This is a genomic window from Rhodococcus sp. 14-2470-1b, assembly GCF_002259415.1.
In the GTDB taxonomy this organism is placed as follows: Bacteria; Actinomycetota; Actinomycetes; order Mycobacteriales; family Mycobacteriaceae; genus Rhodococcoides.
This window is the reverse complement of the sequence record NZ_NPFY01000044.1, coordinates 1-19,418: the sequence shown is the minus strand read 5'-3', so window position 1 is coordinate 19,418 and position 19,418 is coordinate 1. Positions and strand designations below refer to the sequence as shown.

The 19,418-nt window shown below is 63.8% G+C and carries 22 protein-coding genes; 13 read left to right on the top strand and 9 right to left on the bottom strand.

Going from position 1 to position 19,418, the window contains the following annotated elements:
* Positions 1–172: 172 nt before the first annotated feature.
* Positions 173–922 (bottom strand): ArdC-like ssDNA-binding domain-containing protein, encoded by a 750-nt coding sequence (locus CH293_RS27220; RefSeq protein ID WP_255123013.1) that lies wholly within the window; start codon positions 920–922, stop codon positions 173–175.
* A 145-nt stretch (positions 923–1,067) separates the two neighbouring features.
* On the opposite strand from CH293_RS27220, the gene CH293_RS27215 reads away from it, so the two are divergent.
* On the top strand, positions 1,068–1,391 hold the full coding sequence (locus CH293_RS27215; RefSeq protein WP_032364207.1) for a hypothetical protein: 324 nt from the start codon (positions 1,068–1,070) through the stop codon (positions 1,389–1,391).
* A gap of 147 nt (positions 1,392–1,538) precedes the next feature.
* A complete protein-coding gene (locus CH293_RS27210) occupies positions 1,539–2,003 on the top strand; it encodes a VOC family protein (RefSeq protein WP_094722026.1) in 465 nt (154 codons plus the stop codon).
* Between the two features lie 24 nt (positions 2,004–2,027).
* Here CH293_RS27210 and CH293_RS27205 read toward each other — a convergent pair whose 3' ends face one another.
* Entirely contained in the window at positions 2,028–3,422 is a 1,395-nt protein-coding gene (locus tag CH293_RS27205; protein WP_217900795.1) for an MFS transporter, read from the bottom strand.
* An 84-nt stretch (positions 3,423–3,506) separates the two neighbouring features.
* On the opposite strand from CH293_RS27205, the gene CH293_RS27200 reads away from it, so the two are divergent.
* The 4 genes from CH293_RS27200 (at position 3,507) to CH293_RS27185 (ending at position 6,556) form a co-directional block, all read left to right on the top strand.
* The gene (locus CH293_RS27200) at positions 3,507–4,091 is read left to right on the top strand and encodes a TetR/AcrR family transcriptional regulator (RefSeq protein ID WP_032407145.1); all 585 of its coding nucleotides are present in this window, start codon (positions 3,507–3,509) and stop codon (positions 4,089–4,091) included.
* A 63-nt stretch (positions 4,092–4,154) separates the two neighbouring features.
* A complete protein-coding gene (locus CH293_RS27195; RefSeq protein WP_141217241.1) occupies positions 4,155–5,372 on the top strand; it encodes an MFS transporter in 1,218 nt (405 codons plus the stop codon).
* A gap of 52 nt (positions 5,373–5,424) precedes the next feature.
* On the top strand, positions 5,425–5,844 hold the full coding sequence (locus CH293_RS27190; protein ID WP_094722015.1) for a DUF6153 family protein: 420 nt from the start codon (positions 5,425–5,427) through the stop codon (positions 5,842–5,844).
* A gap of 85 nt (positions 5,845–5,929) precedes the next feature.
* The gene (locus CH293_RS27185) at positions 5,930–6,556 is read left to right on the top strand and encodes a DUF305 domain-containing protein (protein ID WP_094722014.1); all 627 of its coding nucleotides are present in this window, start codon (positions 5,930–5,932) and stop codon (positions 6,554–6,556) included.
* A 106-nt stretch (positions 6,557–6,662) separates the two neighbouring features.
* On the opposite strand, the gene CH293_RS27180 is transcribed toward CH293_RS27185, so the two are convergent.
* Both CH293_RS27180 and CH293_RS27175 read right to left on the bottom strand, forming a co-directional pair.
* Positions 6,663–8,831 carry a heavy metal translocating P-type ATPase gene (locus CH293_RS27180; RefSeq protein ID WP_094722013.1) on the bottom strand — a complete coding sequence of 723 codons (2,169 nt, stop codon included), beginning with the start codon at positions 8,829–8,831 and terminating at the stop codon, positions 6,663–6,665.
* Positions 8,832–8,864: 33 nt separating this feature from the next.
* The gene (locus CH293_RS27175; protein WP_094722024.1) at positions 8,865–9,095 is read right to left on the bottom strand and encodes a heavy-metal-associated domain-containing protein; all 231 of its coding nucleotides are present in this window, start codon (positions 9,093–9,095) and stop codon (positions 8,865–8,867) included.
* A 212-nt stretch (positions 9,096–9,307) separates the two neighbouring features.
* On the opposite strand from CH293_RS27175, the gene CH293_RS27170 reads away from it, so the two are divergent.
* The 4 genes from CH293_RS27170 (at position 9,308) to CH293_RS28360 (ending at position 13,455) form a co-directional block, all read left to right on the top strand.
* Entirely contained in the window at positions 9,308–10,420 is a 1,113-nt protein-coding gene (locus CH293_RS27170) for a tyrosine-type recombinase/integrase (RefSeq protein WP_255123012.1), read from the top strand.
* A gap of 13 nt (positions 10,421–10,433) precedes the next feature.
* On the top strand, positions 10,434–10,784 hold the full coding sequence (locus CH293_RS27165) for a helix-turn-helix transcriptional regulator (protein ID WP_094722012.1): 351 nt from the start codon (positions 10,434–10,436) through the stop codon (positions 10,782–10,784).
* 212 nt (positions 10,785–10,996) lie between these two features.
* Positions 10,997–12,181, top strand: a complete 1,185-nt coding sequence (locus CH293_RS27160; RefSeq protein ID WP_094722011.1) for a hypothetical protein — start codon at positions 10,997–10,999, stop codon at positions 12,179–12,181.
* A gap of 1,103 nt (positions 12,182–13,284) precedes the next feature.
* On the top strand, positions 13,285–13,455 hold the full coding sequence (locus CH293_RS28360) for a hypothetical protein (protein ID WP_176460142.1): 171 nt from the start codon (positions 13,285–13,287) through the stop codon (positions 13,453–13,455).
* 75 nt (positions 13,456–13,530) lie between these two features.
* On the opposite strand, the gene CH293_RS28355 is transcribed toward CH293_RS28360, so the two are convergent.
* The 3 genes from CH293_RS28355 to CH293_RS27150 form a co-directional block, all read right to left on the bottom strand.
* Positions 13,531–13,686: a hypothetical protein gene (locus CH293_RS28355; RefSeq protein WP_176460141.1), complete on the bottom strand. Its 156-nt coding sequence runs from the start codon at positions 13,684–13,686 to the stop codon at positions 13,531–13,533.
* 75 nt (positions 13,687–13,761) lie between these two features.
* Positions 13,762–14,067, bottom strand: a complete 306-nt coding sequence (locus CH293_RS27155; RefSeq protein ID WP_094722010.1) for a hypothetical protein — start codon at positions 14,065–14,067, stop codon at positions 13,762–13,764.
* 189 nt (positions 14,068–14,256) lie between these two features.
* Positions 14,257–14,865 (bottom strand): hypothetical protein, encoded by a 609-nt coding sequence (locus CH293_RS27150; protein ID WP_094722009.1) that lies wholly within the window; start codon positions 14,863–14,865, stop codon positions 14,257–14,259.
* Between the two features lie 828 nt (positions 14,866–15,693).
* On the opposite strand from CH293_RS27150, the gene CH293_RS28010 reads away from it, so the two are divergent.
* The 3 genes from CH293_RS28010 to CH293_RS27140 all read left to right on the top strand — a co-directional run bounded on the left by CH293_RS28010 (position 15,694) and on the right by CH293_RS27140 (position 17,627).
* Complete coding sequence (locus CH293_RS28010; RefSeq protein WP_141217239.1) at positions 15,694–15,921, top strand: hypothetical protein; 228 nt, start codon at positions 15,694–15,696, stop codon at positions 15,919–15,921.
* A gap of 177 nt (positions 15,922–16,098) precedes the next feature.
* On the top strand, positions 16,099–16,764 hold the full coding sequence (locus tag CH293_RS27145; protein ID WP_369597578.1) for a GNAT family N-acetyltransferase: 666 nt from the start codon (positions 16,099–16,101) through the stop codon (positions 16,762–16,764).
* A gap of 287 nt (positions 16,765–17,051) precedes the next feature.
* On the top strand, positions 17,052–17,627 hold the full coding sequence (locus CH293_RS27140; protein WP_094722007.1) for a DUF6461 domain-containing protein: 576 nt from the start codon (positions 17,052–17,054) through the stop codon (positions 17,625–17,627).
* A gap of 151 nt (positions 17,628–17,778) precedes the next feature.
* Here the strand turns inward: CH293_RS27140 and CH293_RS27135 are convergent, their stop codons facing one another.
* Together CH293_RS27135 and CH293_RS27130 are read right to left on the bottom strand one after the other, a co-directional pair.
* Positions 17,779–18,285 carry a pyridoxamine 5'-phosphate oxidase family protein gene (locus tag CH293_RS27135; RefSeq protein WP_255123011.1) on the bottom strand — a complete coding sequence of 169 codons (507 nt, stop codon included), beginning with the start codon at positions 18,283–18,285 and terminating at the stop codon, positions 17,779–17,781.
* Positions 18,285–19,418, bottom strand: a 1,134-nt coding sequence (locus tag CH293_RS27130) for an MFS transporter (RefSeq protein WP_094722006.1), incomplete at its 5' end; no start/stop codon positions are given. The genes CH293_RS27135 and CH293_RS27130, both read right to left, overlap by 1 nt.

Genomic DNA, 19,418 nt, shown 5'->3' with positions numbered 1-19,418 from the left:
GGGGTTGAGTCGGCGGTCACGGGTGATGGATGCTCGCCGGTAGCCAGAACCGGAGTGAAAACGTTTTTGCTCTTTCGAGTGCGGAGCGAAGCGGAGCTCGATTCGGTGGACACCGCCAGGTGGCCTGATCCGCCGGCCGGAACTCTCGGCCGGCGTACCTACCCCCACCGAGCTACGCGGCTTCCCCGGTCTCGGTGTCCTCGCCGGCGTCCGACGCGGCGGCGGCGGTGTCAAGTGCGTCGGCCAGCTCGTGGACTGCGGTCAGTACTGCTTTCGCGGTGGCGGTGACCTGCTCGAGGTCTCCTGCTGCCCATCCGGCGATGTAGCCGACGCTGTAGGCGCTGGTGTCGAGTCCGAGCATCCCGGCCAGGACGTAGGCGACGGATTCGGCTTCGACTTCCATCCGGCCGCGGTGCAGGTCCTTGCGGGCTTCGGGGCCGATGAGGTCGGGTGCGTGCATGATCGCGTGCGCTGCCTCGTGGATCATCGTTTTCGCGGCCGCTGCGGGTTCGAGGGCTGCATCGACGACGATCCGGTGGGAGCCGTCGGTGGTGGTGTAGCCGTTCGCGCTGCTGGCGATCGCCTCGCGGGTGACGGTCCAGCCGCGCCCGGTCATGATCGCGGCCACGCGGTCGTAGATCGCGTCCGGATCGGCGCCGGTGAGAAGCTGGGCGATTTCCTCGGGCTGGGGGTGTCCCTCGATCGGGTCGGTTTGGGAGTGGTCGAACACCGACAGAATCGGGAACGTGGGCACCTTGCGGGTCTCTTCGTCGCCGGTGCCGGGGTCGGTCTCGGTGACGATGCGGGAGCTGTAGCCGTAGATCCGGATCGCCCTCTGCCCCTTGCGGACCTGCCGCCCGCGCTGTTGCCAGGCACGGAATCCGGCGACCTGCGTGGCCTCGGGCTTCTGGGCGAGGATCAACAGGACGTTGTTGAAGAAGGATGCGGAATAGCATCAGGTGCACGATCGCCGCCTCGCCCGTTGCAGCCGAAACGATCTCACCATGAACTGACCCCCGTTGTGGCCGCACCGGCACGCCATCCGATTCGAGGGCAGACTCGCTCGTATGAAGGTGGAGATCTTGTACTTCGACGGATGCCCGAACTGGCAGGAAGCTGCGGACCGGGTTCGTGCTGCAGCCAGCCTGATCGGACAGTCAGACATCGAGATCGGACACCGGCTGATCTCCTCCGACGCCGAGGCAGCGGCGTCGGCCTTCGCAGGCTCACCGACCATCCTCGTTGACGGCGTCGACGCCTTCGACGATGCCGTGCAACTGACCGAACTTGCCTGCCGCGTCTACTCGACCGACCGCGGCCTGGCGGGTCTGCCGACCGTCGACCAACTCGCCGCGTCGCTGCGATCCAAAGGCGAAGCGTTGCAACGATGAACGCAGCGAAGGGTCGCGTCACGCCGACCCGGTCGAACGCCGAGCGGTAGCGTCCGCGCGGCGACCGTGCACCTCGGCCCGCACGCACTCCCCGAAGGCACGGCAGTGTTCGCTTCCTCGTGCCGTTCGTTGGCGTTAGTGTTGCCCATGCGTATGTCCAGAGCGGTCCCCGCACTGCCGGTACGGCACATCGAGACAGCTGTCGCTGTCTACACCCGCTCCTTCGGCTTCACGGCGCAGTACTCCGATCCCACCTTCGCCAAGCTCACTCGAGACGACGTCGAGATCCACCTGTGGGCCGCCGACGACGACAGCTGGAGCAGCCGGCCCGACACCGCACCCTGGCCTGTGTGCAGCGGAGCGGAGACCTTCCTCGCGGGAACGGCCAGTTGCCGCATCACTGTCGACGAGGTCACCGCGCTGTACGACGAACTCTCGCGCGCGGGCGTTCTGCACCCGGCAGACGCCGGCCACCCCGTCGCGACGGACTGGGGGACGATGGAGTTCGCGACCGTGGACGGAGACGGCAACCTGATCACGTTCTCCACGAACACTATCCGGACCGAGAGCTCAGTCGTCGACGGTGACGGTGACGCTTTCACCACTTCCTGACCGGCGGTGCCTGGTTTTGCACGATCAGAGTGCGGGGCGTGGCGGGATGACGACGGCGGAGATCATTGCGGCCAGTGCAGCAGCGGCTGCGGCGAAGAGGAACGCGTGTTGGAACCCGGTGTCACCGCCACCCGCGACGAGGCTGAGTGCAGCGATGCTCGAAACGGTTGCCACGCCGATGGATGCACCGAATTCGTGGAAGGTGCTCAGCAGACCGGATGCGATGCCGGCCTCCTCGGGGCCGATCTGTCCGAGCGCGGTGGCTGAGGCGACGACGAACAGCGCGCCGATACCGAATGCGCCGAAGCTGACGCCGATCGTGGTCGCCGCGGTGGTTGCCCACAGGGCTGGCACAAGTAATCCCAACGCTGCGATGAGCATCCCGGCGGTGCCGAGGATTCGTGCGCCCCAGCGGCCGATGAGGCGTCCGCCGAGGTTCGCTCCCGTCATCGTTGCCACGGCGATCGGTAGGAACAACAGTCCGGTCACGAGGGGGCCGTGCCCGGCGGATTGCTGGAAGTAGAAGGTACCCAGGAAGAACACTGCGACCATCAGGGCTGTGGCGATCAGGATCACGAACACTCCGGCCCCGACGGGACGTCGGCTCAGCAGCTCTAGGTTCATCAGCGGGGAGGACGCAGCCTGCTGTCGCCAGTAGAACAGCAGGTATAGCGCTGCCGCGGCCCCGGCTGCGGTGAGGGTCTGCGGGTTGGTCCATCCGATTTCACCGGCGACGGTCAACGAGTAGATTGCCGATCCGGTCGCAGCGGTGACCAGTAATGCACCGAGAACATCGAGCGCGGGCCGCGGCCCGGGTGCTGGGGTAAGGGGCGGTAGGACGCGCAGAAGGCCGAAGATGACGATCAGTCCGACCGGGATGTTGATGTAGAACACCCAGGGCCATCCTGGCCCGGCGGTGATCAGGCCACCGAGCAGGACGCCGACCGCCGCGCCGCCGCCGCCCAATGCAGACCAGATGCCGAGGGCGCGGTTGCGTTCGTCGCCGTCGAACAGGCGCACCACAACCGACAACGCCGCCGGTGAGAGCATCGCTGCGCCGATGCCTTGGACTATGCGTCCGGCGAGCAGGAACTCGGCATTGGCAGCCAGTCCGGCCGCCAGGGAGCCGGCGGTGAAGACGGCCAGGCCTGCGAAGACGATCGGTTTGGACCCGAACAGGTCCGCGCTACGCCCACCGAGGAGCATCAACCCGCCGAAAGTCAGGGTGTACGCGGCGACGACCCACGTCACCGCCTCCCGCGAGAGGGCCAGGTCCATGCCCATCTGTGGCAGCGCGATCGCGACCACTGTGACGTCGAGAATCAGCATGAACTGCGCTGTGCCCAGCAGGGCCAGTGCGAGCCATCGCTTCGGGTGAAGCCCTTCGCCCGCTTCCGGTGTCGTTTTCGACGTGGTCACCACGGCCCCCTAAGTTGTACATAGTTGTTTGAGTTGGACACTGGTACCGTAACTCATACAAACGTGTTCGGGAAGTGAGGGTTCATGGCGACCGATACGTCGCAGGTCGTCGGTAAACGAGCCGACGCGGTACGCAACGTCGAGCGGATTCTCGATGCCGCGATCGTCTGCCTGTCTCGGCGGCAGAACGCCACGATGGGCGATATCGCACGGGAAGCCGGTCTCGGGCGGGTGACGCTCTACGGTCACTTTGCCTCTCGCCCAGCGCTCATCGATGCCGTGGTGGCGCGTGTGATCGATCGCGGTGAGCAGACGTTGGCTGCGGTCGATCTGGGTGGGGATCCCCGAGAAGCGTTGTCCCGGCTCATTCACAGCAGCTGGGAGCTGGTGGACCGGTCACGATCGGTCATTGCCGCCGCCGAGGAAGAACTTCCCCCAGCGCGTATCCGCGAGCTTCACGACGGCCCCGCGAGCCGGGTCGAATCGTTGATCGAACGCGGACGCAGTGCGGGACTGTTTTCACGTGACATGCCCACCTCGTGGCAAGTCGCCGTGCTCCATCAGGTCCTTCACGGTGCCGGAGCCGAGATAGCAGCAGGGCGACTGGATTCGATGGACGCACCCGATTTGATCGTGAGGACCGTCCTTGCTCTACTCGACACCCATTGAGGCTTGGGCGCACCACCTTCCGCTCGGGCGAAGGCACACCTTCGGTTCGGTCGGCGTAGATCGGTGAACCGTCGCCCTCGTTCACGCAAGACCTTGCCGTTACCTGTGGCGTTGTCGACGGCGGCGGGCGTCCTGGTTGTGTCGTTGTGGGCGAGCGGCGCGCCCTCGATGGTCTATCCGCTCTTAGCGGATCGGTGGCGAGTGGGTGAGGTCGTCACGACCGCGTTGTTCGCTACCTATCCGGTAGCGCTGGTTCTCGCTCTCGTCGCGTGTGGGTCTCTCTCGGACTCGATCGGGCGACGCCGCGTACTGCTTGCCGGCGTCGGCATGGTCGCCGTCGGCACTGCGCTGTTCGTGGTCACAAGCGGTCTCGTCCCGATCTTCATCGGCCGCACTCTTCAAGGACTCGGGGTCGGGCTGGCGATGAGTGCGGCCAGCGCCGCACTTGTCGAGTTCGCACCGCGCCGCACCGCGGCACTGTCCACTTCCGTCAATACTGCGGCGACGGCCAGCGGTACCGCACTCGCGCTCGTTGTCGGCGGTGCGCTCGTGCAGTACTCCGCCTTGCCCACGACGTTCCCGTTCGCCATCTTGCTCGGCGTGACGATTGCTCTGCTGCCGCTGGCGTGGTTCCTCCCCGAGGAGGCCACGCGCAGCAATGTTCGATGGCGGCCCAGTCGGGTGCGAGCACCCGCGAGGAATCGAATGCAGTTCGCCATCGGTGTTGCTTCCCTCACCGTGGCCTTCATGATGGGCGCGGTGTTCATCGGGCTCGGTGCGCAGATCGTGAGGGATCTCGTCGGTACCGTCGACGCTTTCGTCGCCGCGTGTGCACTTGCGTGTTGGGCTGTTGCCATCGTTCCCGCGTCCATCCTTGCCCGGCGCGGTTCGCCGACGTCCGCATCTTTGGCCGGTTCGGTGCTTTCCGCCGCCGGGTCTGTCACCCTCGTCGCCGCATCGCACGTGGACTTGCTCACGGTCTTCCTGCTCGCTGCGGTCATCAGTGGGGTGGGGTACGGCCTGATGTTCTACGGCGGGCTCGGGATGGTCGTCGCAGCCTCCGAGGCCGAGACGCGGGCCGCGACACTGTCGTTGATGTACTTAGTGGCGTACCTGTCGCAGGGTCTCACTGCGGTTGGGATCGGCGCGCTCGCAACCTTCTGGGGGCTCGACAGGGCGATCGTGATCGCGATGCCGACGCTCGCGACACTCAGTATCGCGAGCGGGATGTTGGTTCACTGGTTCGCACGACCGAGAGCTGACGTCCGACTGGCCAGCTGAACGATGCACCGACGGCTACCCCTAGGGGGTATGCCCTGTTACCGTCGAGAGCATGAACTCGACGATTCGGCGCTCTCGACGGGGCACAGCCTCGGCGATCGGATTGTTGATTGCAGTGACGGTGTTCGGGGTGTTGTTGATGCATTCTGTGACACCGGCATCGTCGATGGCTGGCCAGATGTCGGAGTCGATGAGTGGTGGTCATGCCGCGATGGCGTCGAGAGCCCCGGGCAGTAGCTCGGCTTCGGTGATGTTCGGGGAACACGATTGTCCGTCGGCGCATCAGATGATGCATCCCTGTGTGGGGACTCCGGTGTCGTGGGCTGCGTTGTCCGTCCCGACGATGAGCACCGAGATAGGCCAGTCGCCGACAGCGGTGGACGGGATCGGCGGGCGCACAGACTCCACCCTGGAGCGCGCACCGCCGTGGACCTTGTGGGAGTTGGACAGATCGGTGACCTTGCGAGTGTGACAGGGAGCCCGGTAGACGCGCGTCGACCGGCGGACCGAAACACGTCACACACCCCTGATTGTCCACTCTTGCAAGGAGATTCCACATGCGTACCAAAGTCATGGCTTCACTCGCTGCTGCCGCCGCCAGCGCGTTCCTCGTCGTCGGCTGTAGCAACGACTCGACCGATTCGTCGATGGACGGGCATTCCATGGGCTCGATGTCCTCCGCACCGATGTCCTCGGCCCAAGCAAGCGCGTCCGCAGAGTTCAACGATGCCGACGTGATGTTCGCGCAGATGATGTATCCGCACCACGCACAAGCAGTCGAGATGGCCGACATGGCGAACGGCCGCACCGACAACCCGGACATGCTATCACTGGCCTCGGCGATCGCATCCGCGCAACAGCCCGAGATGGACCAGATGACCACCTGGCTCACCGAGTGGGGCCAGCCCATGCCCGACATGGACATGGGCGACATGGGCGGGATGGACCACAGCTCCGGCAGCGGCATGATGACCGCTCAGGACATGGACGCGTTGATGGCAGCGTCGGGACCGGAATTCGACCGCCAGTGGTTGACGATGATGATCGCCCACCACACCGGTGCCATCGAGATGGCGAACACCGAAATCGCGGACGGTTCCAATCCTGACGCCCTGGAGATGGCACGCGCCATCGTCGCCACTCAGCAGCAGGAAATCGAGACCATGCAGCGGCTGCTCGGCTGACCTGGCCCGCTATACACAACGATGGCCGCATCCTCTCCGGCGGAGAGGATGCGGCCATCAGCGTTTCGCAGTCGTCAGGGCTGCGTTCCCGGTACGAGATCAGCTCTCACAGTGCCGGTTCGCGCTGCGACGGAGGATTGGAACTTCCCTCGTTCACCGCTCCGGTGATGGCGTCGGGCGCGAGGTCGAGTCGCCGAAGCAGCTGCGCGTTCGCGGCGACGATGATCGTCGACAACGACATCAGGATCGCGCCGATCGACATCGGCAGCACGAACCCGACCGGCGCGAGCACTCCCGCCGCGAGTGGGACTGAGATGAGGTTGTATCCCGCTGCCCACCAGAGGTTTTGCTTCATCTTCCGGTACGAGGCGCGCGAGAGTTCGATCACCGACAACACCGACCTCGGGTCGTCGCTGGCGAGGATCACTCCGGCCGATGCGATAGCGACGTCGGTGCCGGCCCCGATCGCGATACCGACATCAGCTTGCGCGAGCGCTGGGGCGTCGTTGACTCCGTCGCCTACCATCGCCACCGTGCGTCCTTCGCTTTGGAGTGCAGCGACGGTGTGGGACTTGTCTTCCGGTTTCACCCCGGCGAAGTAGCGGTCCACACCGAGTTCGGTGGCGACGGACTTCGCGACGGCATCGGCATCACCGGTGATCATCACCACCGCGATTCCGCGGGCGTGGAGCGCGTCGATCGCGGTGCGTGATTCGGGCCGGATCTCGTCGGCGAGCGCGAGTGCACCGATCACGCCACCGTCGGCGAGGACGTGCAGGATGATCGCCCCGTCACCGCGCCACCGGTCGGCGACGGCGAGTTCGGATCCGTGTTCCTGCTCGAGCAGCGCGGGCCCGCCGACCTGTACGCGGGTACCGTCGACATTCGCAGAGACCCCGACAGCGGGGGACGACTGGAAGTCAATGGCCGCCGGGACGGTCAGGTTCCGTGATCGTGCGGCACCGATGATGGCGCGTGCGAGTGGGTGCTCTGAGTCGGCTTCTGCGGCAGCAGCCAAAGCGAGGACATTGTCGGCGGTGCGCCCGTTCGTCACCTCGATTGCGGTGACGGTGGGTTCCCCCTTGGTGAGGGTCCCGGTCTTGTCGAAGAGCACGGTGTCCACTGTGCGCATGGTTTCGAGTGCGAGCCGGTCCTTGACCAGAACGCCGCCGCGGGCGGCGCGTTCGGTGGCGATGGAGACCACCAGCGGGATCGCGAGTCCGAGTGCGTGCGGGCAGGCGATGACCAGCACGGTGATGGTGCGGATGACGGCGTCGTCGGGCATCCCGAATAGCGTCCACACGGCGGCGGTGATGATCGCGGATCCGAGAGCGAACCAGAACAGCCAGCCGGCGGCGGTGTCGGCGATGCGCTGAGCGCGCGAGGTCGAGTTCTGGGCGTCGGCGACCAGGCGGCCGATGCCGGCGAGGGCGGTGTCCTCCCCTACTGCGGTGACCTGGATGCGCAGGCCGGAGTCGGTGGCGACAGTGCCGGCGACGACCTGGTCGCCGTCGCTGCGACGGACGGTGCGTGATTCGCCGGTGATCATGGACTCGTCCATGCTCGCCGATCCGGAGACGATGGTGCCGTCCGCGGGTACGCGGCCGCCGGGGCGGACGACGACGAGATCACCGAGCTGCAGCTCGGCCGGGGACACCTGCACTACGTCGTCGCCGTCGACGCGTTCGGCGGTGTCCGGGAGCAGTGCTGCCAACGAATCCAGGGCGGAGGTGGTCTGCGCGAGGGATCGCATTTCGATCCAGTGCCCGAGCAACATGATCACGATCAGCAGGGCAAGTTCCCACCAGAAGTCGAGCTGATGATCGAGCAGGCCGAGGCTCGCTCCCATCGACGCGACGAATGCGACGGTAATAGCGAGGGCGATGAGCAGCATCATTCCTGGTGCGCGGGAACGGATTTCGCTGACTGCGCCGGTGAGGAACGGGGAACCGCCCCAGACATACATCACGGTGCCCAGTACCGGGGAGACCCACGCGATCCACGCTGCGTCGGGCAGCGAGTATCCGAGGAGCATCGCGAACATGTTCGAGGCAACGATCACCGGGACGGCGAGGACCAGCATGATCCAGAACAAGCGACGGAACATACCGACGTGATCACCGTGCCCGGCATGGCCACCGTGCCCGGTATGGCCTTCGTGTTCAGTCTGCTCGCCGTGTCCGGTGTGGGCTGCGCTGTGTCCAGACGGGTCGTGGCCCGACTGTGTGCCCGCTGTCTCGGCCACGCCGACATCGGCATGTGTGTGGTTGTTCATCGTGCGAATCCTTCTCTCCACCGAGTTCAGCGGCTACGCGGTGCGTGAATCTGCGGGTTGCGGTTCGGCTGTGTATCCGGCATCGCGAACGGCGGCGACGACCTGGGCGTGGTCGGGCTCATCGGCGCTTGTCACCGTCAGCGTCCCCGCCGACGCCGATGCTTCGACCGTGTCGACCCCGGCCACAGCACCGACTTCTTCCCGGACCGACGTCTCGCAGTGTCCGCAGGTCATGCCGGTGACTCGGTAATTCGTGGTGATCATGAGGTACTCCTTCATCTTGAGTGATACCCCCAGGGGGTATCTAGCGACGATTCGGACCATACCCCCTCCCCGTACTGTTGAAAAGGGGGCATCCATGTCACCGCTATTGCAACTGCGTCGATTTCCGGGGCGGCCGCGGGCTCGTCGATGGTGTCGGCAGCAGCTGAAGAGCATCGCGTGAACATGCATCGAATGACTGTTACATTCATCCAGTGCCGGTCGACCCTGTTGCCAAAAAGCCCGCGTCCGATGCCAAAGGTTCCGCCGACCGCTTCCTCAGTGACGGCGTCGTATTACTGGTTCCGGAGGAAACGGTCCTGGAAGGAATGATCGACGGATGGGAGACGCAGCAACGTGCGCGGATGCTCGCAAACTTGACGATCGAGCGGCGGACGCAGATCGTGCGGAGGCTGGTCGCATTCACGAACGATTACCCCTGGAACTGGTCGTCGATGGACGTCGAGGAGTGGACCGCACATCTTGTCGATTCGGGGGTCGCCCACTCGACTGTGCGGCTCTACCAGATGGCCGCGTCGCTGTTCTGCGCCTACATCACCGATGTCCGATATCGGTGGGACGAAGTGTGTCAGCGATACTTTCGCGTTCACCCGGTGCAGGTTTTCCATGAATGGAACACCGTCGTCCACCGCGGGGAGTACGAAGGTCGACCGGGAAACCGGCCACTGACGAGGGACGAGTTACAGGCCTTCTTCGACTACTGCGATGAGCGGGTGAACCGGGTTGGGTTGTCCGGCCGCAAGGGATGGCTTGCCAGTTACCGAGACGCGACGTTGTTCAAGGTGATCTATGCCTGGGGGCTGCGTCGCCGCGAGGCAGCGATGTTGGACATCGTGGACTGGACCGCGAACTCCGCGGCCAAAGAGTTCGGCCGCAATGGCGCATTGTCGGTTCGCTACGGCAAAGCCCTCAATGGAGGGCCCCCGCGCCGCCGAACGGTGCTGACCACGATGGGGTGGGCCGCCGAAGCCGTCGCCGAGTGGGTCACCGAGATTCGCCCCCTGTACGACACCGACCATCTCGCCATGTGGCCGACAGAACGTCGGGCACGCGTCGGCACCGAGTCGATTTCGCACCGTTTCGCCGAGTACCGGGACGCAATCGGACTGGAGAAGCATCTCGGTCCGCGCTGCCTACGGCACTCGTATGCGACACACCTACTCGAAGACGGTTTCGACCACCTGTTTGTTCAGCAACAACTCGGACACTCCTGGGGATCTACCACCGCGATCTACACCAGCGTCGGCACCGACTACAAGAACAATGCCCTCCGACGGGCATTGGACCGAGCGTTCACCGCAGAGTAGGACGGAGACAGGGATGCAACAGCCACGCTTGAACTACGACTGGCACCTACGCCGACTGTTGGCCGAGAGGGGAATATTCGCGACGACCGGTTTGGGACCGCTGCTTGCCGAGCGCGGGATCAGTTTGTCCGAAGCTCAGGTGTATCGCCTGGTCACTGGGACGCCGGAACGCCTCAGCCTGCGTACCCTCGCGGCGCTCTGCGACATACTCTCGTGCACACCGAACGATCTGATCGAACCAGTCGCCGACCGGGCGACGGTGCGAGCGACCGGTACAACTACCCATCGGCCCAAGACCGCAGCAACACCATCCGACGCGAAGACGCGCACACCACGGCGAGCGGAAATCAAACGCAAGAAATGACCAATACTGTTTGTGTACTGTGTAATTCAACCGTAGACCGCGTCCAGGTGTGCGACCGCTGCAGGAAGAGACGCCGACAGCATCGCGGCGCGTGCACCGGCTGCGCGAAATCCGACAAGCTGTTGGACGACAACGCATTATGCCGATGGTGCCGCGAGAAGGCGCAGCGAAGCTGCCCGCGATGCCCCAGCGTCGGTCAGCCCCTGATTGCCATGAACGGCGAGCGAATGTGCGCGCGATGCGCGCTTCGCTGCCACCTCGAGAACGTCTTGCCGCCGACCCCCGACGGGCTCCTGGAACCTCTCCGTGACGCCATCATGCAAGCCGAACCGAAGACCACACGGCGATGGCTGAGCCGCAACACGGACCTACTGGGCGGCCTCCACGACGGCACCATTCCCCTTACCCACGGATCACTCGACCTGCTTCCCCGGCCCAAGTCGGTCGACTATCTCCGATCACTTCTCGTCGCCACGGGCATCCTCGACCCTGACGTCCACCGCACCCTCCGGAGGCTCGAGACGGCGCTCCCGCACCTTCTCAATGGACTCGACACGGGCCACCGCAGGCTCGCTAGTCAGTGGACGCACTGGGCTGTGCTGCCGCGTTTGCGAGGACTCGAATCGCACCGACCGATCGGCACCGCCGTACAGAACGCACGTTGCCAGATCCTCCAAGTCATTCAGTTCCTCAACACACTCGAACGACGAGGAACTGAGATGCACCATTGTGCGCAATCCGACATAGACGCCTGGTTCGCGGAGCCCGGTGCGTCCCGATGGCACATACGCCCGTTTTTGACCTGGGCACAAAGAACACGGCACCTGCCGAAAGAGATTACCCTCCCGAAAGAGCGTCGAGCCCATGCAGAACTACCGACCGACGCCGAGGATCGCTGGCAGATCGGCCGGCGCCTTATCCACGACGAGTCACTCGACCCGGTAGATCGACTGGCCGGTGCGCTGGTCGCCCTCTACGCCCAGCCGCTACGGCGAATCGTCAGCCTCACCACCGCCGACGTGATCGCCACCGCGACAACCACAGGTCTACGACTCGGTCCCACCGACGTCCTCGACCTGCCAGATCCGTTCGCAGCCATCGCCCGAAAACTACCCCTCAAGCGGCGCACCGGAACTGCGGAACAACTACCTACGACATGGCTTTTCGCAGGTGGCCACGCAGGCAAACCGTTGAGTGCAACCAGTCTAGGAAACAGGCTGCGCGCCATCGGAATCGAGCCCCGAAAGCTACGACTGTCCGCCACCGAACAGCTAGCCCGTGAGCTCCCGCCGAGTGTGCTCGCGGGAATCCTAGGGCTCAACGCTCATACCGTCGCCAAACACACCTTCAAGACGAACGGCCAATGGGCAAACTACGCCGCCGACCGCCGACCCTGAGCGACGGCATTCGCACCCCCCGAATACACCATCCCTGCCAGTGCTGTAGGAGTGGAACGAGGCTACGTGGTCGAGGTACGCGCGCCACGTGTCGGAGCTGGTCAGCTCGGCTACCTTGTCGGTGATCGAGGCGTGCAGTGATGCCGCCAGCTCGCGGCGTGCTTCGGCCTTGTCCGCTGCGCTGGTCTTGGTCCGTGATGCCATGACTGGCCCCTCTCCCTCGTGACCGGTCCCCCGGCTTGCTCTGCCAATTTCTTGTCGCCGTCATCTGGCGTGAGGAGAGACAGCAGCGCACGGGAACGACGGGGCAACCCCGCGGCCGGACAGTTTTCGTGGGAGCGCAGCGAGTACGGGACGAAAAGTGTTCGGAGCCTTCGGCCGTAGCGCAGCGGAGCGAGGGTTGAGGCGGCGGGCACGGGTGATGCAGTATCGCCGGGAGCCAGATGTGCGACAAGAAATCGATGTCTTTCGCGGTGCGGAGCGCAGCGGAGTTCGGTTCGGTGGACGCCCGCAGGGTGGCCGGCACCGCCGGCAGGCGGAATGCGAGACCGCTCGTCGACGTCGGCGGGTGACCACCTCCCACCCGAGGAGCTCGCCCGGTGACTGTGCGGGAGCGACGGAGACCGACCACGCTCGGTGTCGCGGCAGCTCAAAGACCCTGGATACATTTTTTGTCGAACATTTATCTATTCCGCGCAATTAATCGTGAATATTCGGAAATTAATCAGAGATCTCCGCTGCTTTTAATCCGGTAATAATTCGCGCTCGATAAGTACGCGATTAAACTTATAAACCGGCTTTGACCTGGCAATACGTGGCTACCGGGCATTCTTCGAGAGGGTTGCGGAAAGGCCCTCGATATGGGACTCTGATGGAGGCGAAGCAACCGCTAAGCCAAGATATCGAGAATCCAACCGAAAGGCCGATATGCCACACGTGTGCGCAAATCACCCCAACAACGGGACGGAATTTCACTACGAAGGGAAAGTATTATGGCTGCAGAAAAGAATAATGGGTCCGAGACCGGGCGAGCAGGCTGGAGAGGATGGTTCACCAGGTTCAGGGGTTCACGACCCGTGAGGACCTTGTTGACACTAGGGCAGGTGAACTCACTGGTGAAGCTGGTGGGTCAGGTGTTCGGTGTCGAGATGCCGTGGCCAGGCGACGAGGTTTCGTCTCCTGTGTGGGCAGTGCTGCTGGCGGTCTGGGATGTGGTGGGTCCGTGGGTTCACGGAGCCGTTGACTTGCTGATCGCTTGGTTGCAGTTGTTCTAAGGCTGATAAGTAGAAGCACCAGGATCCGGTGGCCGTTCACGGTCACCGGACTTTTGGTTGTAGGGGTTGGCGAATTCAGCAGTGTCGCGCGTGGCGGCTGCGGTCGTTGGCCGTGGCGTTCGGTTCCGATTGGGGCCGGGCGATGTTCAGTTCCACGAGCGCGAGGAGTCGCGCTGTGTTCGCTGCGATCTCTGCTGGTAGCGGTGGGCCGGTGAGTGTTCTGATTCGCATGAGGGAAAGTATTGCAGTGGGGACCGACAGAGTCGTTCTCTCGCAACGCTTTCAGGTCTGCTCCCCTTGGCCTGCCTATAGGTAGAGCAGGTGGGTGGCGGTGCCGTCGAAGTGTTCGAGGTTGTCCAGGACTCCGGTGTAGTTGCCGGGTCGGCACGCTCCGAGACTGACGATGAGGGCGCATTCTCCGTCGATGGTGACGAGGTACGTCGGTGGGGTGTTGGTGGGGCTGGTGTCGGCGTGGGCCTGGGCGTCGAGGAGGGCGTAGCGGACGGCGTCGGCAGCGGCTCGTTTCGATGCGTCGAGGCTGGGTTCTGCTCCTGCGGCGGTAATGGTTTCGGGTTGGCGGTCGGGTCGGGTAGTGACGGTCCAGGTGATCATCGGTGTCGTGTTCCTTCGGGTGGGTGAGCCGGGCGGCCTGTGGTGCGTGGTTCTTCCAGCATCGCGTACCGAGCGCCAGCGAGGTCCGCGATGCGCAGGCATTTTCCGGAATCTGGGGATAGAAGACTCGCCTGTGGATGGATACGACTCGGCCCCGGGACCGTGTCGGGTCCGGGGCCTGCGGGCGTCTCAGAGGCGGCGTCGCCAGGGTGCGGCCATGTCTTCCTGGTGTTCGCGTTCGGCGTCGTCGAATGCGTCGGTGAGGGTGGTCGGGTCGCTGAGGTACTGGTCGCCGTCGGTGAAGATCGCGACGGCCATGCGGTGCACGTTGCGGAGCTCGTCGAGCATGGTGACGTAGCCGAGTCGGTCGATGATGCGCCAGGTGACCGGACCCATGTGGACCTCGACCCAGTGCATGGTGCGTCGACGTGCGGGTACGTACTGCTCGCGTGGGGTGACGGCGGTTTCCGGTGGCGCAATCCAGACGACGGACATGGCGGCGCGGGCGTAGTCGTCGCCCGGTCCCCCGGTCTGGGGTGCCTGGTTGTCGATGCGGCCGATGAGGGTGCGGGCGTCGGCCAGTCCGGCGATGAACGCGTGGACGGCGGCGGCGGAGCGGAAGGTCATCATCAGTCGGTTGAAGGTGACGATCATCTGGGCGTCGTCGGTGGCGGCGGCGTGGACGTTGACCACGGCTTTCTGGCGGCCGACGATGGTGGCGGTGGTGTGGGTGACCACTGCGCCGTAGTTGTCGGTGTCGGTGCTGCTGTGGGCTTTCTGGGCGGTGGTCTTCGACATCTCGCGCTCCCCTGCTCAACGTGACGAACCGGGTGGCCCGCCAATTTTTTTGCCGTTCTGGCAGGGGAGAGTTGGACCGGCATGAGGGGGCCGGAGTGCAATGGTCGGGCCGGAAAGTTTTCAGCCGGAGGCGTCTGTGAAAAGTTTTCGGAGCCCCTTGGGGCCGGGAGCGCAGCGGACGCCGGCGGTTGCGCGGAGGTCACCGCCGGTCAAAATCGGAAGGCCAGAAGGGAATCTCAATAGGTTTTGTCAAGCTCGGCCGCAAGCCGATCCGATCGGACGACCCGAAGGCGTCGCAGTACGGGACAAGCCCATCTGGGACATTCCGGCCGCTCTCTGTACTGGTACCCCTGCATATCAAGTCTGGTCGTATAGCCCATTGCCTCGCTGGCAGTGAAGACGCACGGCATGTGCCTTGACGTCGCAGTCACCAAGCCGGAGTCCTGCCGGCCTAGGTCCACCCAGCGACTTGTTCCGATACTGTCGGGCGCTCCAGGGCACGTCCCTGGCGTGCCTTGGCCGAACACGAAATCCGTTCAACAATCTGACGCGCTAGGAAGTCGTGCATCATGGGCCGAGCGCGAACAGCACGACTTTGGTTGTTAGCGGTCGCCGTCGCCGTGGCGACTCTCGCGCTGATCATCGGGCTGGCTACGAGACCGGGCGAAGTCGAGGACCCGGGGGGTGTTTGACGGTCGATTCGAATCTGAGCGAGCTGCTTCTGAGTCGGCCATCGGTTGGCCCACTTCAAACCTACGTTTCGGTAGCTGAAGAGGTTGCGCCACAGGGCGAGCCTGGTCCGCAGTCTTCTTTTCCGAACTCGTTGCGATGGCAATTCTGTGGACACTGACCACCACAATATCCGACCAACCGCTGCTGGCCTTTGCTACGACGATAATATCGGCAATGATCTCCGCGGGTGTGGTGGCGGCGCGAGGCTGGAAGATCGTCGTTTTCACGATCCCGCTGTCGCTGTTGCGAGCTGGTTTGACGTGGGTGGTACTGGCTGTTGCAGCTGATATTTTAAGTGCGCCATCCTGCTGGCCCGGCGAATAGGTAAACTACATGCGTGAATGTGGCTACAACTAGATCGACACCGTGGTCGCCGGCGCAGATATCCTGCCGCCTATCACAGCCAGCCTGAACCCAAGGTCGCGACTGTTCAGATCTGCTTCATCGGAATCGCCGACGAATAAGCGGCAGCGTAGAGCGAAACACGCTGCCGCACAGCGTATGCAGACGTTGGTCGGTAACCCTGCATATCGAGACTGGTCGTATCGAAGTCCGACCTGCGAGAATGGACTCATGCCCATTCTGATCGAACCCACGATTCCCGAAGGATCTTTCGCCGACGCTGAGCAACCCGTCATCGGGGTGTCACGGTCAATTTTGCTGCGGCCGTGGGATGGTGGTGATGCGGCAGCGGTGGTGGAAGCTTTCCAGGACCCACTCATTCAACGATGGCACGTCCGGCGCCCAGATTCCGTGGAGGAAGCAGCAGGATGGATCGAAGCGTGGCAGTCCGAGTGGCGCAAAGAATCCGGAGCCCATTGGGCTGTGGTCGATCCATCTTCGGACCTTCTACTCGGGCGAATCGGGTTGAAGAGTATCGATCTGTACGACGGAACAGCCGAGCTGGTGTACTGGATGACCGTTCCGGCGCGTGGGCACGGAGTGTGCTCCAACTCGGTAATAGCGGTGTCGCGATGGGCTTTCGATGACATGTCATTCAATCGCCTCGAGCTCGAACATTCGGTCGAAAATGTTGCTTCGTGCCGCGTCGCGGGTAAAGCCGGATTCCAGTTCGAAGGCACTCGTCGTATGTCAGCACGTCACGCAGACGGGTGGCATAACATGCATGTGCACAGCCTTATCCGGGGAGATTCGATCGCAGGCTGAATAGCCTTAATCCGGTGTCCGACCGGCGCGCAACTGCTCCGGTGACACCGATTCGAGGTTGCGCAGGGCACACCTCGTCATCACCGAAAATGTTGCGGCACAACAAATGCAGACGCTTACCGGAACCCTGCGTATCGGAACTGGCCGTATAGCTCACCCGCTCGCACAGCCGGGGCAGTCCCGAAGTGATTCTGGTCTAAGCCGGTGGGCCTGCCCGTTCGTAGTCACGGTTCATGGTGCCCGCGCATCAATGAAAGCGGTGAGGTCGGGTATGTGAGGATTGGGCTATGACTGCAACGTGGGAAGAGTTCACCTGGATCCCGGATGAATACCCGTGGACACCCGGCGGTGTGTCGTTCACGTTTGTCCGTCACGACGACGCGGAAACGGTACTCGATGCAATGACCACATCGACGACGGGCACCGTTACCGGTTTGGAAGGCGTCAATGCCGATGTCGAGGTCGTCGGTGTTGTGCAGGTCGGTGATTGGGTTCTGGCGGTCGCTCCGTCCGTAGCAGGGTTGTCCGATGAAGTAATGGCACCGTTGTCGGTCGGTGGCGAAGTCCTCACTTTTGCCACTCAGGTGGGTCACAGCAATTTCGCCCAGTGGGTCGACGGTGCCCGAACGGCGATGTTCGATGCAGCCCTGAAGGATGGGCCTGGCTTCGATGCCCCCGACAGTCCCTGGCGGGATCGCATGCGTGAAGTTGGTGCTGACCCCGACAGCGAGGGCCCGATGTCCGACGGCCGGTACCACACGCTGGAGATCCATTTGGCGATGATCGTCAGCCACACTGGCGTGGAGCTGGCTCGAGAGCTGTTGCGTAGCGGGCAGTTTCAGGTCGGCGATTCCCTCGAGTGAGGGACGCCGGCCCGTACCCGATGACTTACTGCTGATGTGTTCGCCCCGTTACGGCAACACCGTCACCTCGGTGTGCATGCGACTGACCAGCCGCTGGCTTTGGCCGGGGAACGTCGGAGCATGTGTTGCCGAACCCTCTGCCGCGGAGGGGTCAAGTCTGGGCAATCAACGGCTCCTCGAGGCGCGCTTGCCGGTACGGGAGGCCATCGGCCAGTTCACGCGCGGTGAGCACTTGGATGCGCCAGGGATCCAAGCGCAGAACGTGGAACTTTGGGTCACTCGGGCCCGTCCAGTACTGGCCCGGGTCGTACCCGTTTCCGAAGGGAGACCCCGACCGGTACAGGTTCCAGACGTGGTCGGCGGTCTCGGCATCGTTGACCCACGCCGTGACGCTGTCGATGGTGACGACGTTCTGCCGGGGAGTCCAATAGGAGGTCGACACATGCGGATTTCGTGCGAGGTGTGCCGTTTTCACCGGTGTCTTGTGCGTTGCGAGCCAACCGACCGGGTTCTCCCGGTCGAGTTCCCATACCGCGATGAGGACTCGCGACCTGGGGCGGCCGAGCTTGTCGACGGTGGTCATCGTGGCATAGACGGTGCTTCCGATGATCGTCGCGGCGTCGTCCGCGAGGTGACGATAGGGCACCATTCGGGCCATCAGTCGGCCACCTGGATCGAGCGCGTCCGTTGACGGACTGACAGTAGGAGCCCGATCAGGAGGGCGAGCCCGGCGGCCGCAGAGGGAACGATCAGAGCCCGTTGGTAGTCCTCGAGTTGAGCGGGGCCAGGATCGCCTCCGACGAGAACGATCGTCACAGCCGACACTCCCAGAGCGGCACCGAACTGAAAGCCCGTGTAGACGATTCCGCCCGCGACGCCGTGTTCGCTCTCGTCCACTCCTTCCACCGCTGCAGCTGTCAGCGGACCGTAGATGAACGCGAACGCCACACCCAACAGAAGGAGCGACGGCAGAAGGTCGAAGAATCCTGAAGTCGCATCCAAGCGAAGCGTGAGCGCGAATCCGACCGCGACCGCGCCGAGGCCTGTCACCATCACAGCGGCGTTGCCGAATCGTTCGACCAACCTGGGTGTCAAGAAGGGGGCGATGAGCAATTCGATTCCCATGGCCGAGAACGCCAAGCCTGTTTGCAGAGGTGTCCATCCCAGGAGTTCCTGCAGGTACAGCGTCAGCACGAACTGCCAGGCGAAGAATGCGCCGATGAACAGCAAGCCGATCGAACTCGCCCACGGCAGCAGACCCCTAGTCACTACTCCGGCCGGGATCAACGGATCCGACGCGCGGCGTTCGATGACAGCAAAGACGCCGGCCAATATCGCTGCCACTCCGAACGCGATCGGACCGAAGGGGTTCGAGGCATTTTCCCCGACCGTGACGATTCCGAAAACCACACTGACCATCGCCGCGGTCAGCGTCAGCCCGCCAGCGAGATCGAACTGTCCTCGCTGATTCGTTGATGCCTTGTCCCTGGATGGATCGCGTGCGATGAATGCCCATCCGACGACCAAGAATCCGAGTGCGAGCGCTGCCGGTGCGAAGAACACCAACCTCCAGTCCAACGACGTGAGGACACCGCCCACGACCACACCGAGGAGGAATCCGGATGCGCCGATGGCACCGTAGATCGCGAGGGCTTTGTTGCGGAGCGGTCCTTCGGGAAACGTGGTGGTCAGGAGGCTGAACCCTGCGGGGGTCATGAACCCGGCGGTAGCGCCGGTAATGAAGCGGACCAGGATCAGCACCCAGGAATCTTGCGCAACACCGCCGAGAGC

What these genes read in the sequence shown, in the direction of transcription:
- CH293_RS27190 (WP_094722015.1), top strand. Translation starts at nt 5,425, where the DNA reads ATGAACTCGACGATTCGGCGCTCTCGACGGGGCACAGCCTCGGCGATC.
- CH293_RS27180 (WP_094722013.1), bottom strand. Translation starts at nt 8,831, where the DNA reads ATGAACAACCACACACATGCCGATGTCGGCGTGGCCGAGACAGCGGGC.
- CH293_RS27140 (WP_094722007.1), top strand. Translation starts at nt 17,052, where the DNA reads ATGACTGCAACGTGGGAAGAGTTCACCTGGATCCCGGATGAATACCCG.
- CH293_RS27200 (WP_032407145.1), top strand. Translation starts at nt 3,507, where the DNA reads ATGGCGACCGATACGTCGCAGGTCGTCGGTAAACGAGCCGACGCGGTA.
- CH293_RS27185 (WP_094722014.1), top strand. Translation starts at nt 5,930, where the DNA reads ATGCGTACCAAAGTCATGGCTTCACTCGCTGCTGCCGCCGCCAGCGCG.
- CH293_RS27145 (WP_369597578.1), top strand. Translation starts at nt 16,099, where the DNA reads ATGCAGACGTTGGTCGGTAACCCTGCATATCGAGACTGGTCGTATCGA.
- CH293_RS28010 (WP_141217239.1), top strand. Translation starts at nt 15,694, where the DNA reads ATGGCAATTCTGTGGACACTGACCACCACAATATCCGACCAACCGCTG.
- CH293_RS27210 (WP_094722026.1), top strand. Translation starts at nt 1,539, where the DNA reads ATGCGTATGTCCAGAGCGGTCCCCGCACTGCCGGTACGGCACATCGAG.
- CH293_RS27215 (WP_032364207.1), top strand. Translation starts at nt 1,068, where the DNA reads ATGAAGGTGGAGATCTTGTACTTCGACGGATGCCCGAACTGGCAGGAA.
- CH293_RS27150 (WP_094722009.1), bottom strand. Translation starts at nt 14,865, where the DNA reads ATGTCGAAGACCACCGCCCAGAAAGCCCACAGCAGCACCGACACCGAC.
- CH293_RS27135 (WP_255123011.1), bottom strand. Translation starts at nt 18,285, where the DNA reads ATGGCCCGAATGGTGCCCTATCGTCACCTCGCGGACGACGCCGCGACG.
- CH293_RS27165 (WP_094722012.1), top strand. Translation starts at nt 10,434, where the DNA reads ATGCAACAGCCACGCTTGAACTACGACTGGCACCTACGCCGACTGTTG.
- CH293_RS28355 (WP_176460141.1), bottom strand. Translation starts at nt 13,686, where the DNA reads ATGCGAATCAGAACACTCACCGGCCCACCGCTACCAGCAGAGATCGCA.
- CH293_RS27155 (WP_094722010.1), bottom strand. Translation starts at nt 14,067, where the DNA reads ATGATCACCTGGACCGTCACTACCCGACCCGACCGCCAACCCGAAACC.
- CH293_RS27160 (WP_094722011.1), top strand. Translation starts at nt 10,997, where the DNA reads ATGAACGGCGAGCGAATGTGCGCGCGATGCGCGCTTCGCTGCCACCTC.
- CH293_RS27175 (WP_094722024.1), bottom strand. Translation starts at nt 9,095, where the DNA reads ATGATCACCACGAATTACCGAGTCACCGGCATGACCTGCGGACACTGC.